General features: G+C 71.8%; 14 protein-coding genes and 1 other RNA gene. 12 read left to right on the forward strand and 3 right to left on the reverse strand.

Annotated features, from left to right (window positions below):
* The first annotated feature begins 578 nt into the window (after positions 1-578).
* The 8 genes from CF165_RS04725 (at position 579) to ffs (ending at position 7,601) form a co-directional block, all read left to right on the forward strand.
* Positions 579-1,592 (forward strand): aliphatic sulfonate ABC transporter substrate-binding protein, encoded by a 1,014-nt coding sequence (locus CF165_RS04725; protein WP_205660766.1) that lies wholly within the window; start codon positions 579-581, stop codon positions 1,590-1,592.
* Positions 1,589-2,536: an ABC transporter permease gene (locus tag CF165_RS04730; protein WP_093946165.1), complete on the forward strand. Its 948-nt coding sequence runs from the start codon at positions 1,589-1,591 to the stop codon at positions 2,534-2,536. The genes CF165_RS04725 and CF165_RS04730 overlap by 4 nt, the downstream gene beginning before the upstream one ends.
* Positions 2,533-3,321: an ABC transporter ATP-binding protein gene (locus CF165_RS04735; RefSeq protein WP_093946406.1), complete on the forward strand. Its 789-nt coding sequence runs from the start codon at positions 2,533-2,535 to the stop codon at positions 3,319-3,321. The genes CF165_RS04730 and CF165_RS04735 overlap by 4 nt, the downstream gene beginning before the upstream one ends.
* A 25-nt stretch (positions 3,322-3,346) precedes the next feature.
* On the forward strand, positions 3,347-6,112 hold the full coding sequence (locus CF165_RS04740) for a sensor histidine kinase (RefSeq protein WP_093946166.1): 2,766 nt from the start codon (positions 3,347-3,349) through the stop codon (positions 6,110-6,112).
* Entirely contained in the window at positions 6,109-6,543 is a 435-nt protein-coding gene (locus CF165_RS04745) for a roadblock/LC7 domain-containing protein (protein ID WP_093946167.1), read from the forward strand. The genes CF165_RS04740 and CF165_RS04745 overlap by 4 nt, the downstream gene beginning before the upstream one ends.
* Before the next feature lie 11 nt (positions 6,544-6,554).
* Positions 6,555-6,908, forward strand: a complete 354-nt coding sequence (locus CF165_RS04750; RefSeq protein WP_013230635.1) for a DUF742 domain-containing protein — start codon at positions 6,555-6,557, stop codon at positions 6,906-6,908.
* A complete protein-coding gene (locus tag CF165_RS04755) occupies positions 6,886-7,485 on the forward strand; it encodes a GTP-binding protein (protein WP_020642115.1) in 600 nt (199 codons plus the stop codon). The genes CF165_RS04750 and CF165_RS04755 overlap by 23 nt, the downstream gene beginning before the upstream one ends.
* Positions 7,486-7,506: 21 nt before the next feature.
* Positions 7,507-7,601: signal recognition particle sRNA small type (gene ffs / locus CF165_RS04760), an RNA gene on the forward strand.
* Positions 7,602-7,827: 226 nt separating this feature from the next.
* Here the strand turns inward: ffs and CF165_RS04765 are convergent.
* Positions 7,828-8,703, reverse strand: coding sequence for a spermidine synthase (locus tag CF165_RS04765; RefSeq protein ID WP_143268440.1), 876 nt, complete (start codon positions 8,701-8,703; stop codon positions 7,828-7,830).
* Between the two features lie 55 nt (positions 8,704-8,758).
* On the opposite strand from CF165_RS04765, the gene CF165_RS04770 reads away from it, so the two are divergent.
* Positions 8,759-10,312 (forward strand): ALF repeat-containing protein, encoded by a 1,554-nt coding sequence (locus CF165_RS04770; RefSeq protein ID WP_143268442.1) that lies wholly within the window; start codon positions 8,759-8,761, stop codon positions 10,310-10,312.
* Positions 10,313-10,355: 43 nt separating this feature from the next.
* On the forward strand, positions 10,356-12,455 hold the full coding sequence (locus CF165_RS04775) for a DNA polymerase III subunit gamma and tau (RefSeq protein WP_093946168.1): 2,100 nt from the start codon (positions 10,356-10,358) through the stop codon (positions 12,453-12,455).
* 202 nt (positions 12,456-12,657) lie between these two features.
* On the opposite strand, the gene CF165_RS04780 is transcribed toward CF165_RS04775, so the two are convergent.
* Complete coding sequence (locus CF165_RS04780; protein WP_205660767.1) at positions 12,658-13,515, reverse strand: N-acetylmuramoyl-L-alanine amidase; 858 nt, start codon at positions 13,513-13,515, stop codon at positions 12,658-12,660.
* A gap of 78 nt (positions 13,516-13,593) precedes the next feature.
* On the opposite strand from CF165_RS04780, the gene CF165_RS04785 reads away from it, so the two are divergent.
* Together CF165_RS04785 and recR are read left to right on the forward strand one after the other, a co-directional pair.
* The gene (locus tag CF165_RS04785) at positions 13,594-13,953 is read left to right on the forward strand and encodes a YbaB/EbfC family nucleoid-associated protein (protein WP_093946169.1); all 360 of its coding nucleotides are present in this window, start codon (positions 13,594-13,596) and stop codon (positions 13,951-13,953) included.
* Positions 13,954-13,958: 5 nt separating this feature from the next.
* Positions 13,959-14,555 (forward strand): recombination mediator RecR, encoded by a 597-nt coding sequence (recR, locus tag CF165_RS04790; RefSeq protein WP_093946170.1) that lies wholly within the window; start codon positions 13,959-13,961, stop codon positions 14,553-14,555.
* Here recR and CF165_RS04795 read toward each other — a convergent pair.
* Positions 14,552-15,106, reverse strand: a complete 555-nt coding sequence (locus CF165_RS04795) for a glucosaminidase domain-containing protein (RefSeq protein WP_093946171.1) — start codon at positions 15,104-15,106, stop codon at positions 14,552-14,554. The two genes, recR and CF165_RS04795, sit on opposite strands and share 4 nt — an antisense overlap.
* Between the last annotated feature and the right edge of the window lie 30 nt (positions 15,107-15,136).

Genomic DNA, 15,136 nt, shown 5'->3' on the forward strand with positions numbered 1-15,136 from the left:
CTGTACGCTAACGACGGATGCGGACAGGTGTTCGAACGTTACTCCGACCGGCCGCATTTCGCGAACGATTGTTCGGAAATGGCGGATAGCCGTCTGTGATGATCTCGGTACTCCGCGCTGCCGACGTAACATCCGGGAACTGTCACTTGTGCAGTTGCACGGCGATACCACGCGGACGAGCCACAGTTTTGGCCGGGCGGCCGACAGAAAACACCGGAAACAGCTGCGGAACGCGTCGATGTTGCTGGTTGACCCACTTGATGGTCACTCGTTCGGATGCACTACTGGGGCGTTGTGGGGATCTTGTGCTAGTCGCTAGGCTCTCCGCCGGGAGAGGGACAAGGGGTGGCTGATCCGGTGCGTTGAGCGCTGGCTTTTTCACTGGACGTAGGTGCTCCCTGTCCCCGTTCTCTCGTCATGACCCGATCAGGTGGGAACGGAAGCGAGCAGCGATGACCGTGTGCGGCGGCGCAGCTCGGCCCGAACCACCTCCTCGTGGTGACGACCTGTAGCCCCGAGCACCGCAATCCCCCTTCGGCACGCACCACTCCACTTCCCCCGCAACCTGGAGTCTCGTTGTGATTTCCCGTCCTCGCCCCCGTCTGCTGACGGTGCTCCTGACCTTGCTCACCCTCGCCGGGGTCACCGCGCTCTCCGGGTGCAGTGACAGTTCCGCGTCGGGCAGCGGCAGCAAGATCACCATCGGGTTCAGCGCCTGGCCGGGCTGGTTCCCCTGGCAGGTGGCGCAGGAACAGGGTCTCTTCGCCAAGAACGGCGTCAACGTCGACCTCAAGTACTTCGACAACTACACCGACAGCATCAACGCGCTCTCCAGCGGCGCCATCGACGCCAACAGCCAGACCCTCAACGACACGCTGTCGTCGGTCTCCGGCGGCGCCAAGCTGTCGATCGTCCTGGTGAACGACAACTCCACCGGCAACGACAAGATCATCGCGCGGGACGGCATCACCAGCATCGCCGACCTCAAGGGCAAGAAGGTCGCCGTCGAGCAGGGCGCGGTCGACCACTACCTGCTGCTGCTGGCGCTGCAGTCGGCGAAGATGACCGAAAAGGACATCCAGCTCGTCAACCTCCCGACCGACGCCGCGGCCGCCGCGTTCAAGAGCGGCCAGGTCGACGCGGTCGCCGCGTTCGCGCCGTTCACCTCGACGGCGCTGGAGCGCGCGGGCAGCCGCGCGATCTCCTCGTCGGCCGAGTTCCCCGGTGCCATCCCGGACCACCTCGTGACGTCGCAGAAGCTGGTCAAGGACCACCCGAAGGACGTCCAGGCGCTGGTCAACACCTGGTTCGAGACGCTGACCTGGATCAAGAACAACAAGGACGCGGCCGTCAAGATCATGGCCAAGCGCGGTGGCGTCTCCGAAGCGGACTACAAGTCCTACGACGCCGGCACCACGATCTTCACGCGGCAGCAGAACCTCGACGCGTTCACCCCGGGTGTCACCCCGCAGCACCTGGACTTCCAGGCGAACAAGATCATCGACTTCATCACCAGCACGGGGCTCGCGCAGCAGCGGCCGTCGCTCGACGGGTTGTTCGACGACCAGTTCGTGAAGGCCGCGCCGCAGTGACCGGTCCGACCCAGCGCACCACCCCGGCGAGCGCGGCCGACGAGCGGGCCGCCGAGGCGCTCGAAGCCGAACAGCGGCTCGCCGAACAGCAGGAGTCCGCCCGGGGCGGCGCGCGGCCGGACTGGTCGCCGCTGCCCCGGCGGGCCGGGCTGAAGCCGTCCGCTTCGCCGCTGTTTTCCCTGCGGACGCCGATTTCCGCGTCGGCCCGCTGGACGCTGGCGGTGCTGTCGTTCGCGGTCCCGTTCCTCGCGTGGGTCGCGCTGAGCGTCAGCGGCGCCGTCGACTCGACGTTCCTGCCGTCCCCGGCCGCGGTCCTCAAGGCCGGGGCCGACATGGCGAGCACCGGCGAGCTCTTCGACGACCTCTGGACGACCACCCAGCGGGTGCTCGAAGGCTTCGGCCTCGCCGTGCTCGTCTCGGTGCCGCTCGGCATCCTGATGGGCACGTTCACCGCCGGGCAGGCGTTCTTCGAGCCGCTGATCGGGCTGCTGCGCTACCTGCCGGCGAGCGCGTTCATCCCGCTGCTGATCATCTGGCTCGGCCTCGGCGAGCCGTCGAAGATCGCCATCCTGTTCATCGGGACGGTGTTCTTCAACACGCTGATGACCGCCGATGTCGTCCGCGCCGTGCCGAGCTCGCTCATCGACGTCTCCTACACGCTCGGCGCACGCCGCGGCGAGGTGCTGCGCAAGATCGTCGTGCCGCACTCGCTGCCGGGCATGCTCGACGCGATCCGGGTCAACGCCGCCGCGGCGTGGAACTTCGTCGTCGTCGCCGAGCTGATCAACTCCTCGGCGGGCCTCGGCTACCGGATCGTCCGCGCGCAGCGGTTCCTGCAGACGGACAAGATCTTCGCGGTGCTCGTGGTCATCGGGCTCGCCGGGCTCGCCATCGACGTCCTGCTGCGCCTGCTGCGCACGCGGGTCGGGAAGTGGGCGGCATGACCCTGGAACTGCGGAACGTCGCCAAGGACTACACCGTCCGCGGCAAGGTCACGCGCGCCCTCGACGGCGTCGACCTCGAAGTGCGGCGCGGCGAGTTCGTCTGCGTCGTCGGCGCGAGCGGGTCGGGCAAGTCGACGCTGCTGTCGCTGGTGGCCGGGCTCAGCGGGCCGACCGAGGGCGAGATCGTGCTCGACGGCGTCCCCGTCACCGGGCCCGGCCCCGACCGCGGGCTCGTCTTCCAGCACGGGGCGTTGTACCCCTGGCGCAGCGTCGAGAAGAACGTCGCGTTCGGACTCGAGCTGCTGCCGGTCGACGCCGCCGAGCGCGCCAAGCGCGTCGACTGGTACCTGGCCGAGACCGGCCTCGACGCCGTGCGCCGGTCGCTGCCGAAGCAGCTCTCCGGCGGCCAGAAGCAACGCGTCGCGATCGCGCGGGCACTGGCCTGCGAACCGGAAGTCCTGCTGCTGGACGAACCCTTCGGCGCCCTGGACGTCCAGACCAAAGAGGACATGCAGGTGCTCATCCGCCAGGTGTGGGCCGACACCGGTACCACGGTGCTGATGGTCACCCACGACGTCGAGGAAGCGGTGTTCCTTGGCGGCCGGGTGGTGGTGCTCGCCTCCGACCCCGGCCGGATCGCCGCCGACGTCGAGGTGGTGCTGCCGGCCGAGCGGGACCTGGCGGTGAAGCGCGAGCCGGGGTTCCTCGCGCTGCGCGCCCGGATCGAGGACCTGGTCCGGGAGCAGCACCGCGGCCACGTCAGCCGGGTGGCCGCGGTCGAGTGAGAACGGAAGACGGGAAGGTGTCGGGATGAGGCACGGCAGGTCGACCGCGAAACGGGCGGACGGCGGGGGCTTTCTCGCCCGGCTCGGCATTCGCGGCAAGCTGAACCTGCTGCTGCTGCCCCCGCTGATCGCGGTGGCACTGGTGTCGGTGCCGTTCGTGCTGACCCAGGCGGACAGCGCGGGCGCGGCCTCGCAGTCGGCGACCGTGGCGCGGTACACCCAGCAGCTCGGCGGGCTGGTCTGGCAGCTGCAGCGTGAACGGTTGCTGACCGGCGCGTTCGTCGCGTCGCCGTCGATGGCCCCCGACCAGATGCTCCAGCAGCAGAGGGCGGTCGACGCGGCGGTCGAGGACGTGCGGAAGTCGCTCGACTCCGACGCGCCGGACGAGCTGTCCGCCGCGCTGACCCGGATCGGCTCCCTCGCCGAGCTGCGGCAGAACGCGCAGCGTCGTGGCGTCGCGCTCGACAGCGTCGCCCGCACCTACCACGCTGTGATCGGCGCGGTAATCGATGCCTTGCGGCTCGTCCCGCAGCTCACCGACGACGCCGAGGGCACCCGGGAGCTGTCCGCACTGGAGGCGCTGCTGCGCGCGAACGAGGAGAACTCGTTGCGCGGCATGGCGTTGATCGTGACCGCGGTGTCGCCCGAGGCCGGCCGGTCCATCCTGGACGACGCGACCCAGCAGGCGCCGATCTTCACCGACCGGTTCGTCCAGCAGGCCGACGACGAGACCGACAGCTCGCAGGCCGCCCTGGTCGTCAACGTCGAGGCGAGCGAAGCGGGCCGCAAGATCGAGGACCTCGCCTCCCGGATCGGCAACCCGCGAGACGCGGCAGGCACCATCCAGTACGTCGCCGACGTCCTCGCCGCGTCGGAAAGCCAGGCGGGGCAACGCAAACTGGTTCAGGAACGGGTCATCGGCGAGATCGCCGACTCGGCGAACAGCCGGGCGAGCGCCGCGACCCAGCTGGCGTGGACGGTCGGTCTCGGCGCGGGCGGGCTGTTCCTGCTGGTCGCCTTCCTCGCCGTCGCGGTCTCCCGCTCGATCGCCGGCCCGCTGCGCCAGCTGACCACCGCGGCGACGTCGGTCGCCGACCTCGCCGGCACCGAGCTCGTCCGCGTGACCGACACCGAGGAGGCCGAGGAGCAGATCCCGCGGCTGGCCACCATCGACGTCGTCTCCGGCGACGAGCTCGGCCAGCTGGCCGCCGCGTTCAACCGGGTCCAGACCACCGCGGCCGAGCTGGTCGAACGGCAGGCGCTCACCCGGCGCAACACCAGCCTGATGTTCGCGAACGTCGCGAAGCGCACGCAGAACCTCGTCGGCCGCCAGCTCGCCCTGATCGACGAGGTCGAGCGCAACGAGCAGGACACCCGGCTGCTGGCCAGCCTCTACCGGCTCGACCACCTCTCCACCCGCCTGCGCCGGAACGCGGACAACCTGCTCGTGGTGTCCGGCACCCGCGACGAGACCCGCATCGCCGGCCCGATCGAGCTGTCGACCGCGCTGCGCTCGGCACTCGCGGAGATCGAGGACTACCAGCGCGTCAAGCTCGGCGTCGTCGCGGAAATCCTGCTGTCGTCGGCCCTCGGTGCCGACCTGGTGCTCGTGTTCGCCGAGCTACTCGAGAACGCGACGTCGTTCTCGCCGCCGGGCTCGATGGTCGAGGTGGACACGATGCTCCTCGCCGACGGCGCCTGCCTGGTGAGCATCGTCGACCACGGCATCGGCATGACCGCGGAGAAGCTGGCGGAGGAGAACCGGCGGCTCGTCGAGCGCGAACGCCTGGAGCTCGCGCCGACCAGTGTGCTCGGCCTGTTCGTGGTCGGCCGCCTGGCGCGGCGCCACGAGCTCGGTGTCGAGCTGCTCGCGACGCCGACCACCGGCGGCGTGACCGCGCGGCTGACCATCCCGGCGCCGCTGTTCAGCCACCGCCACGCGCTGCGCCCGAAGAGCGAGCCGGCCCCGGTGATCCCCGCGCAGGCCGTGCCCGCGAGCGCCTCGCCGCGGCACGCGGCACCGGCCGCGGTGTCCACTTTGGACGAGTTCCGGCCGCCCGCCGCCGAGCCCGCCCCCGAACCGGTCCGCGACCGGCCCACCGAACTGCAGCACGAACTGCCGGCGCCGGCGATCCCGGCGCTGCTCGGCCACGGCAACGGCTTCCGCTGGTTCCGCGAGCTGGAACCGGTGTGGCCGGACGCCGAACCCGACGTCAAGCCGGCCGAAGACACCTCGCCGGAGACCGAAGGCGAAAGCCGCGGCGGGTTGCGCCGCCGCGTCCGCGGCGCCCAGCTGCCCAGCCCGGGCACGTCGGCGCCGGCGGCCGACGAAGGCAAGCCGCGGCACGACCCGGACGCGACCAAGGCCGCGATGGACGGCTTCGCGAGCGCCTTCGCGAAGGCCGCCGAGGTCACCGCGCTGACGTCCGACCCGCCGGCCGCGCCGCCCACCGTCGTGACCGAACCCGTGTCCCCTCTCCCGGTCCGCGTCCCCGTGGGCGCACCGCCGGTGGCCACGGCCCCGATCACGGCCGCCGCGCAGTCGCGCGACGGCCTGATCCGCCGTGTCCCCGGCGCCCAGCTCGCCCCCGGCCTGCGTCAGCAGACCGCGGGGCGGCCGATCGCCCGAGCCGTCGCGAACCGCACCAGGCGGGACCCGGCGGCCGAGCGAGCGGCGTTCGACGCGTTCGCCGCAGGCCTCGCCAAGGCGGACGTCGTTACGGCAGACAGCCCGCCCCAAGGCGTGGTCGCCGGTCGTGTGATGGAACGAGGAGAAGAGAGCAGGAAATGAGCATCCCCGCACCTGGCGTCAGTGTCGAAGCCCAGAACTTCAACTGGCTGGTGAGCCGCTTCGCGCAGCACACCGCGGGCGCGATAGCCGCCATCGCGGTCTCGGCCGACGGCCTGCTGATCGCGATGTCGACGGAGCTCGAGCGCTCCAACGCCGACCGCCTCGCCGCGATCTCCTCCGCCATGCTCGGTCTTGCCCACGGCGTCTCCGAAAGCCACCCGCTCGGTTCACCCGACAAGGTGATCATCGAGCTGGAGCACGGCTACCTGCTCGTCTGCACGATCAGCATCGGCTGCTCGCTCGGCGTCCTGGCGAACAAGCAGGCCAGCCTCGGCACGATCGCCTACGAAATGGCGATGTTCGCCAACCGCGCCACCGAAGTCCTTACCCCGGGGCTCATCGAGGAGCTTAAGAACTCTGTCGGAAGCTAGGGAGCGACGCGATGACCGAAGAACCGGACATCTCGCTGCTGCGGCCGTACCTGATGACCTCGGGACGGGCCCAGCCGGTCGACCAGAGCCTCGAGATCGAGGCGCAGGTCATGACGTCCCGCCTCGGCGCGGCGTCGCACCCGAAGCTCACGTTCGAACGTCAGGAAATCGTTTCCCTCTGCCGGAACACGATGTCGGTCGCCGAGGTGGCCGCCATGCTCGGCCTCCACATCGGCGTGGCCAGGGTGCTGGTGGCCGACCTCGCCGAACTGGGCTACGTCGTCGTCCGGCGCCCGGGCACCCACAATTCGCACGACCTCGGCATGATCGAAAGGGTCATTCGTGGACTCGAAGCCATTCACTGAACCGGGCACCCGGCCGCCGGCCCCGGTCAAGATCGTCATCGCGGGCGGCTTCGGCGTCGGCAAGACGACGGCGGTGTCGTCCATCTCGGAGATCAAGCCGCTCACGACCGAGGCCGCGATCACGTCGGTGGCGGCGTCCGTGGACCGCACGGGCCACGTCCCGGCCAAGACCACGACGACGGTCGCGCTCGACTTCGGCTGCATCACGATCGACGAAGAGGTCAAGCTGTACCTGTTCGGCACGCCCGGCCAGGACCGCTTCGGCTTCATGTGGCAGGACCTGGTCCACGGCGCGCTGGGCGCGCTGGTGATCGTGGACACCCGCCGCATGGACGACTGCTACCCGGCGGTCGACTACTTCGAGAACGCGGGCCTGCCGTTCGTGGTGGCGGTGAACATGTTCGACGGATCGCTGGGCCACAACCTGGAGGACATCCGCTGGGCACTGGCGGTCAGCGACGACGTCCCGCTGATCACCTTCGACGCCCGGCAGAAGCTGTCGGTGCGGGACGCGCTGCTGGCGGTCCTGCACAACACGTTCAAGAAGGCCCGCGCCCAGGCGGGCGCAGGGGCCTGAGGCGCGCCCGCTACACTGATCCACGGACCCCGCGCGGCGTCCACCCTGTGAACTTCCCCAGGGCCGGAAGGCAGCAAGGATAAGCAGGCTCTGACGGGTGCGCGGGGTCCCCTTCTTTTCGGCTCCGGCTCTCGGGGCTTCGCCCCTTCGCCGGGCCTTCTCTTCGTCGTATTGTCCGGGGGCCGAGCCCCCGGACCCCCACGGTGCCTCCGGTGCGGCCGGAGCGGCCTGACGCGGCTCCAAAGCGCCCCAATGTGGCGTTGGTTGCGTTGGACGCACCCAATGTGGCGTTCGGTGCGTCCAACGCACCGAACGCCACATTGGGGCGCTTGGGGCCTCGGGTCAGAACAGGCCCAGGACGTCTTCCGGGGGCTTCGGGGGCGGTGGTGCGTCCGCGTCCGTGATCGGTGCCGCCTTGCCCGCCAGTTTCCGCAGCTCCGCGCCGTACACGCACCTCGCCGGGAACGCCGCCGAGGCCGTGCGGCTCGCGATCTCCGCCGCCGGGAGCTGCGCAGCCGAGGCCGCCAGCACCAGGTTGCCGAAACGGCGGCCGCGCAGCACTCCCGGGTCCGCCAGCAGCAGGACTTCCGGGAAGACCGCGAGCAGCGTCGCCAGGAAACGGCGGGCGAACGGCAGGCCTGAGCCGTCCGTGATGTTCGCCAGGTAGACGCCCGGCGCGCGCAGGATGCCCGCGATCGCCTTCGTCGCCTCCAGCGTCGCCAGGCCGCCGGCCAGCGTCGCGCGCTCGAACGCGTCGACCACCACCAGGTCCGCCGACTCGTCGCGGCGCGTCGCCAGGCCCGCGCGGCCGTCCGTCACCCTGACTCGCAGACCCGGGACCCGCAGCCCCAGCTGGGCGCGGACCAGCTCGACCAGCTCGCCGTCGGCGTCGAACACCAGCTGCCGCGAACCCGGGCGGGTCGCGGCCACGTAGCGCGGCAGCGTGCACGCCGCGCCGCCGATGTGCAGCGCCTCCACCGGACCCGGCGGCAGCCGGTCCACCACGTCGCCGAACCGGCGGACGTAGTCGAACTCCAGGTGGGCCGGGTCGTCGAGGTCGACGTACGACTGCGCGACCCCGTCGACCGACACCAGCCAGGCGTTGCCGCGGTCGGCGTCCCGGACCAGTTCCGCCGTCCCGAACCGTACCGGGTACGGCCCGGGCTCCGGATCGGGTTTCCGCGTACGGCTCACGAAGTCCGAGGTTATCGGAAACATTCCGACCGGCCTCGCGATAAGGCAACGGAACGATCATCGATCGAGGGGGTTCTCCTTGCGTGCAAACGCAGTAATCGTCGTCGCGGCACTCGCCGCCGGCGTCTTCGCGGCACCCGCGGCCGCCGATGTCCTGCCCGACCGGGCGCAGGCCGTCTCGCTGCTGGAGACCGGCGGTCCCGGCGTGGCCAGGGCCGCCGAAGCGGCGTTGCTCGGCTCGCCCGACGACCTGCAGACCTTCCTGGCCTCCGGCCGCCAGCGGGCCCAGGACGACGACGAGCGGGTCCTCGTCGCCCAGGCCCTGTCCGCCGGCGGCCCAGCCACCAAACGCGCCGCCCAGCAGGCGCTCAACGGCACCCAGGCCGACATTCGCGAGTTCCTGGCCCACGGCCTGGCCCAGGCCCGGATCGCGGACGACCGGATCGCCGTCGCCCAGGCCATGAGCAGCGGTGGCCCGGTGGTCCAGGCCGCCGCCCAGAAGGCGCTCGACGGCACGCCCGCCGACGTCCGGGCGTTCCTTGAGACCGGCCTGCAGCACGCGAAGGACACCGACGAGCGCATCACGGCCGACCAGGCTCTCGCCGCCGGCGGCCCCGAGGTCCAGGCCGCCGCGCAGACGGCGCTCGACGGCACCCCGGACGACGTCCGGTACTTCCTCTCCCTGTGGCGGAAGGTCGCCGCGGACGGCGACGCCGAGATCGCCGCGGTCCAGTCCGAGGTCACCTTCGCCAAGGCGGCCGCGGCCAGGCACAGCGCCATCGGCGTCAACCTCGCCAGGAGCCGCGCCACCACGATCGCCGACGACGCGCGGACGGCGAACACGAACCGGCTGGCGGCCCAGCGGGCCAAGGGCCGGCAGGACGCCGGTGCCGCGGCGGCCGCCGAAGCCGCCGCGCAGCAGCAGGCCCGTGACGCGGCGGCTCGTGCCGCGCAGGCCAAGGCGGACAACGACAAGCTGCTCGCCGACGCGGCCGACCCGGCGCTGACCGTGCCGAACGGCCGTCGGGCGTCGGTCTACCTGCTGCGCAACGGCGGTGCCGCGGTCAAGAACGCCGCCCGCGCCGCGCTGAGCGGTTCCGACGACGACGTCGTCACGTTCGTGCGTAGCGGTCTCGCCGTCGCGCAGGAGTCGGACGACCGCGACGCCGTCTCGGCCATCGCGGCCGACCCCAAGGCCCGCCCGGGCCTGCGCCAGGCGGCTCGTGACGCACTCGCCGGGCCGTACGCCGGTGTCGCCGCGCTGCTGCGCACCGGCGACTACCCGGGCCGGGACACCGACGACCGCATCGAGGTCAACCAGCTCATGGCGGCCGGCGGCCCGAGCACGAAGTCGGCGGGCCAGAAGGCGCTCGACGGCACTGTCGCCGACGTCCGCGAGTTCCTGGCCCACGGCCAGTACGTCGCACACACGATCGACCTGTCGGTCAAGGTGGCCCAGTCGATGTCGGCCGGCGGCCCGGAGGTCGACGCCGTCGCACAGGGCGTCATCGACGGCCCGGACTCGGGTCTGCAGCCCTACCTGGACAACGAGCTGCCCAGGGCGCGGGCGCGCGACGCCTTCACCGCGGCGCACGTCGCCAAGGTGAACGCGCTGCTGGCCCAGCTGCCCTGACCGCACGGCGAAGGTTGTCGGACCCTGGCGGTAGTCTCGCGGCGTGGCTCTCGCGCTGTACCGCAAGTACCGTCCGGCAACCTTCGCCGAGGTCGTCGGGCAGGAGCATGTGACCGAACCCCTCCGCACGGCGCTGTCCGCCGGGCGGATCAACCACGCCTACCTCTTCTCGGGCCCCCGCGGCTGCGGCAAGACGTCGAGCGCGCGCATCATGGCGCGCTCGCTGAACTGCGCCCAGGGCCCGACGCCGGACCCGTGCGGCGAGTGCAACTCGTGCAAGGCGCTCGCACCCGAAGGCCCGGGCAGCGTCGACGTAACGGAACTCGACGCCGCCAGCCACGGTGGTGTCGACGACGCCCGCGAGCTGCGTGACAAGGCGTTCTACGCCCCGGCCGAGTCGCGCTACCGCGTGTTCATCATCGACGAGGCGCACATGGTCACCACGCAGGGCTTCAACGCCCTGCTGAAGATCGTGGAAGAGCCGCCCGAGCACGTCATCTTCATCTTCGCGACGACCGAGCCGGACAAGGTGCTCACCACCATCCGCTCGCGGACGCACCACTACCCGTTCCGGCTGATCCCGCCGGGCTCGATGCGCAGCCTGCTGGAGCGCAACATCGCGGCCGAGGGCGTCGAGGTCGAGCCCGCGGTGTACCCGCTGGTCATCCGGGCGGGCGGCGGCTCGGCGCGGGACACGCAGTCGGTGCTCGACCAGCTGCTCGCCGGCGCGGGCCCGGAAGGCGTCTCGTACTCGCGGGCGGTCGCGCTGCTGGGCGTCACCGACGTCGCGCTGATCGACGACATGGTCGACGCGCTGGCGACCGAGGACGCCGCCACGGTGTTCGGCACGGTCGAGAAGCTCACCGAGGCCGGGCACGACCCGCGCCGGTTCGCCACCGACCTGCTCGACCGGCTGCGCGACCTGGTGCTGCTGCGCGCGGTCCCGGAGTCCGCGGGCGGGCTGGTGTCCGCGCCGGAAGAGGAGCTGTCGCGGATGGTCGCGCAGGCCGAGCGAATCGGCCTCGGCACCCTCTCGCGCTACGCCGACATTGTCCACAATGGACTCCTGGAGATGCGGGGCGCGACGTCGCCGCGGCTCGTGCTCGAGCTGTTGTGCGCGCGGATGCTGCTGCCCTCGGTGACCGAGGCGGAGAAGGCGCTGCTGGCCCGGATCGAACGGCTGGAGCGCCGCGCGACCCTGGCCGGCGGAGGTGGCGCGCCCGCCGAGGGCGGTGTCGAGCCGCCGGTGCGCGCAGCCCCGGACCGAGAGTTCTCCCGGCCTTCGCAACGCCCGGCTTCCGCGGGCCCGGCGCCGGTGCCCGAGCCGGTCAAGCCGCCCGCCGAGCCTGCCCCCGCGGCCAGGCCAGCCGACGACGGCTCGAGCGCCCCGCGCACGCCGTCCGCCCCGGCTCAGTCCGGCGATGGCGGTTGGGGTGCCACGCGTACGCCTGGCGGCGGTGCGCCCGCTCCGGCGGCTGCCTCCACCGCTCCGGCCGCGGCTGCCCCCGCTCCGGCGGACGATGCGCCGGCCGCTCCGGCCGCCGCGTCGTCGACGGGCGGGATGGACGCCGCCGCGATCCGGAACGTCTGGCCGCAGCTGATGACCGCGTTGCGCAAGTTCACCGGCGGCCGCAGCCTCGAGGCGATGCTGACCCAGGCCGCGGTGGCGAGCGTCGAGGGCAACGCCTTGACACTCACCCACAAGTCGGAGCCATTGGCCCGGCGCCTCTCCGACCAGGACAACGCCCGCAAGATCGCCGGCGCGCTGACCGACGTCCTCGGCGGCGACTGGCAGGTCCGCTGCGTCCACGGCAACGCCCCGGCCGCCGCGCCCGCCGCCCGGCCGCAGCAGGCGGCACCGGCGCCGGAGCGGTCGTTCACGCGCCAGTCGGCGGCCGCGCCGGCGGCCCCGGCCGAACCCGCCCGCCCGGCGGCCCCGCCTCCGCCGCCGCGCCCGAAGGTCACGACGAGCGAGCCGGACATCCCGCTGCCCCCGGAACCGTCCGACGAGGACGACGAGGACCTCTACAACGAGGACGCCAGCCCGGCCCCGCCGCCACCCCCGCCCCCGCCGGACCAGGACCCGGACGAAAAGGCCCGCAAACTCCTGGCCGACCACCTCGGCGCCCGCCCCCTGGATTGACCCGCCGTACCCGGACGGTCGGCTGACGTACCCGGACGGTCGGTTCGCGTACCCAGCCGGTCGGCTCACCAACCGACCCTCCAGGTGCGCGAGCCGACTGCTCGGGTACGCGAGCCGACCCTCCGGGTACGCGAGTTCGCCGGGTCGGGAAGGCCGCGCTCGGTGCGCCCGTCGTGGTCCTCGGTGAAGCCGTCGCAGCGGCTCAAGAAGCCAGGTAGGCCTCGATGGCCGCCGTGATGGCCGCCGCGAACTGCTGCCGCCCCTCCGCGCTCGTCATGCGGGCGGCTTCGGCCGCGTTCCGCATGTTGCCGCACTCCACGAGCGCCACCGGCCGCGTCGAAAGGTTGAGGCCGGCGAGGTCCGTGCGCGCCGAAAGGCCGTTGGCGCCGATGTAGTTCGCCGGGCTGAAGCCGCTGGTGCGCATCGTGTCCCGCAGCGTCTGCGCCAGCCGCGTCGACGGCTCGCCCTGCGCGGCGTTCAGCGGCGGTGACGAATACGCGACGTGGAAGCCGTTCGCGCCTGCCGAGTCCGAACCGTCGGCGTGGATCGAGACGACGGCGTCGGCGCGCGCCTCGTTGCCGATCGCCGCCCGCTGGTCGACGCAGGGACCGACGCCGGTGTCGTCCTGTCGCGTGTAGACGACGCGGATTCCCTTGGCCGCCAACGCTTTCCCGACCCGCTGGGCGACGTCGAAGGTGAAGGCGTGCTCGGGGTAGCCCGCGTTGGTGGAAGTGCCGGTGGTGTTGCACGGCTTGGTCTGCCCGCGCCCGGCGGGCACCGGCCGGTTGATCTCGGCCGGGTGACTGCCGTTCCCGCCGTTGTGCCCGGGATCCAGCACGACGACCTTCCCGGCCGCGGGCGGCGCCGTCGTCACGGCGGCGGACGAAGACGGCGACGGCGGAGGTGGGGACGTGGGCGACGCCGTTGTCGGCGTGGGCGTCACCGTCCGCGTGACCACGGGAGCGGGCGCGGGCGCCGCCGGAGCGTCGTCGGAGCAGCCGGTGAGCAGGAGAGCACCGGCCAGCAGCAGGGGGACAGTCGCGCGTCGCACGGCGACCACGGTGCCACAACCCGGCCACCCGCGTGGCGCGACTACCCTGGTGGGGACACAGGCGTGCAGAGAGGACCGAGTGCGATCATGGCCCAACCCGGCGGCGGCTTCGACCTTTCCCAGCTGATGCAGCAGGCGCAGCAGATGCAGCAGAAGCTCGTCGAGGCCCAGGAAGAACTGGCCAACACCGAGGTCACCGGCACGGCGGGCGGCGGGCTGGTCGCCGCGACCGTCTCCGGCGACGGCCAGCTGAAGAGCCTCAAGATCGACCCGAAGGTCGTCGACCCGGACGACGTCGAGACGCTGTCCGACCTGGTCGTCGCGGCGGTCCGCGACGCGTCGGCGAACGCGCAGAAGCTCACCGAGCAGAAGCTCGGCCCGCTGGCCAACGGGCTCGGCGGCGGTGGCGGCATGCCGGACCTCGGCAGCCTCGGCTTCGGCAGCTGACGACCTTGTACGAGGGTGTCGTCCAGGACCTGATCGACGAGCTCGGGCGGTTGCCGGGGGTCGGGCCGAAGAGTGCCCAGCGGATCGCGTTCCACCTGCTGGCCACCGACCCGGCCGACATCGCGCGGCTGCAGGACGTGCTCGGCAAGGTCAAGGAGGGCGTGCAGTTCTGCGAGATCTGCGGCAACGTCTCGGAGCACCCGACCTGCCGCATCTGCCGCGACGAGCGCCGCGACCTCACGGTCATCTGCGTGGTCGAGGAGCCGAAGGACGTCCTGGCGGTCGAGCGCACGCGCGAGTTCAAGGGCCGCTACCACGTCCTGGGCGGCGCGCTCGACCCGTTGTCGGGCATCGGCCCGGAGCAGCTGCGGATGCGCGAGCTGCTCAAGCGGATCGGCGAGGCCGACATCCAGGAGATCATCATCGCGACGGACCCGAACACCGAGGGCGAAGCGACGGCGACGTACCTGGTCCGCATGCTGCGGAACTTCCCGGGCCTGAGCGTGACGCGGCTGGCGTCGGGGCTGCCGATGGGCGGTGACCTGGAGTTCGCCGACGAGCTGACCCTGGGCCGCGCGCTCTCGGGCCGCCGGGCGCTCTAAGCGTCGAAGCGGCGCAGGTCGTACAGGTTCATCAGCCTGATGACCTTGTTCGCGTACTCCGGGTCGGTGGCGTACTTGCGCGCCACCGCCCGGATGAACGCGTCGGGATCCGAACGCACCGGCAGCGCCGCCGCGTAGTTCGCGCTCGTCGTCAGCAGCCGGCCGTAGTCGCGGAACGAGTCCTCGATCGACGCGTACGAGCGGAAATACGCGTCCACCGGGTGGCACGGCGCCGGAACGCACTCCGTGCTCGGGTACCGCGCGCAGCGCAGTGCGATGGGGCCCGGGCTCGTCGGCGTCACGCACTTGAAGCCGAAGTAGTTCCGCTCGTTCGCCGACAGCTTGCTGCGGCCCCAGTTCGACTCCAGGATCGACTGCGCCACCGTGACCGACGCCGGGATGTCGTACGCCGCGTGGATCGCGCGGGCGATCGGGCCCGCCGCGCCGACGTACGCCTCCTGGAAGCCGGAGCTCAGCGCAGCCTCACGAACTGCGGCCTGGTCGACGGGCGGGGTCACCAGCAGCACGGCCGCCAGTCCGATGTGGATCATGCCGGAACGGTGCCCGATCCACGCCGTCCG

Origin of the sequence: Amycolatopsis vastitatis (genome assembly GCF_002234595.1) — a bacterium.
GTDB classification, from domain to species: Bacteria; Actinomycetota; Actinomycetes; order Mycobacteriales; family Pseudonocardiaceae; genus Amycolatopsis; species Amycolatopsis vastitatis.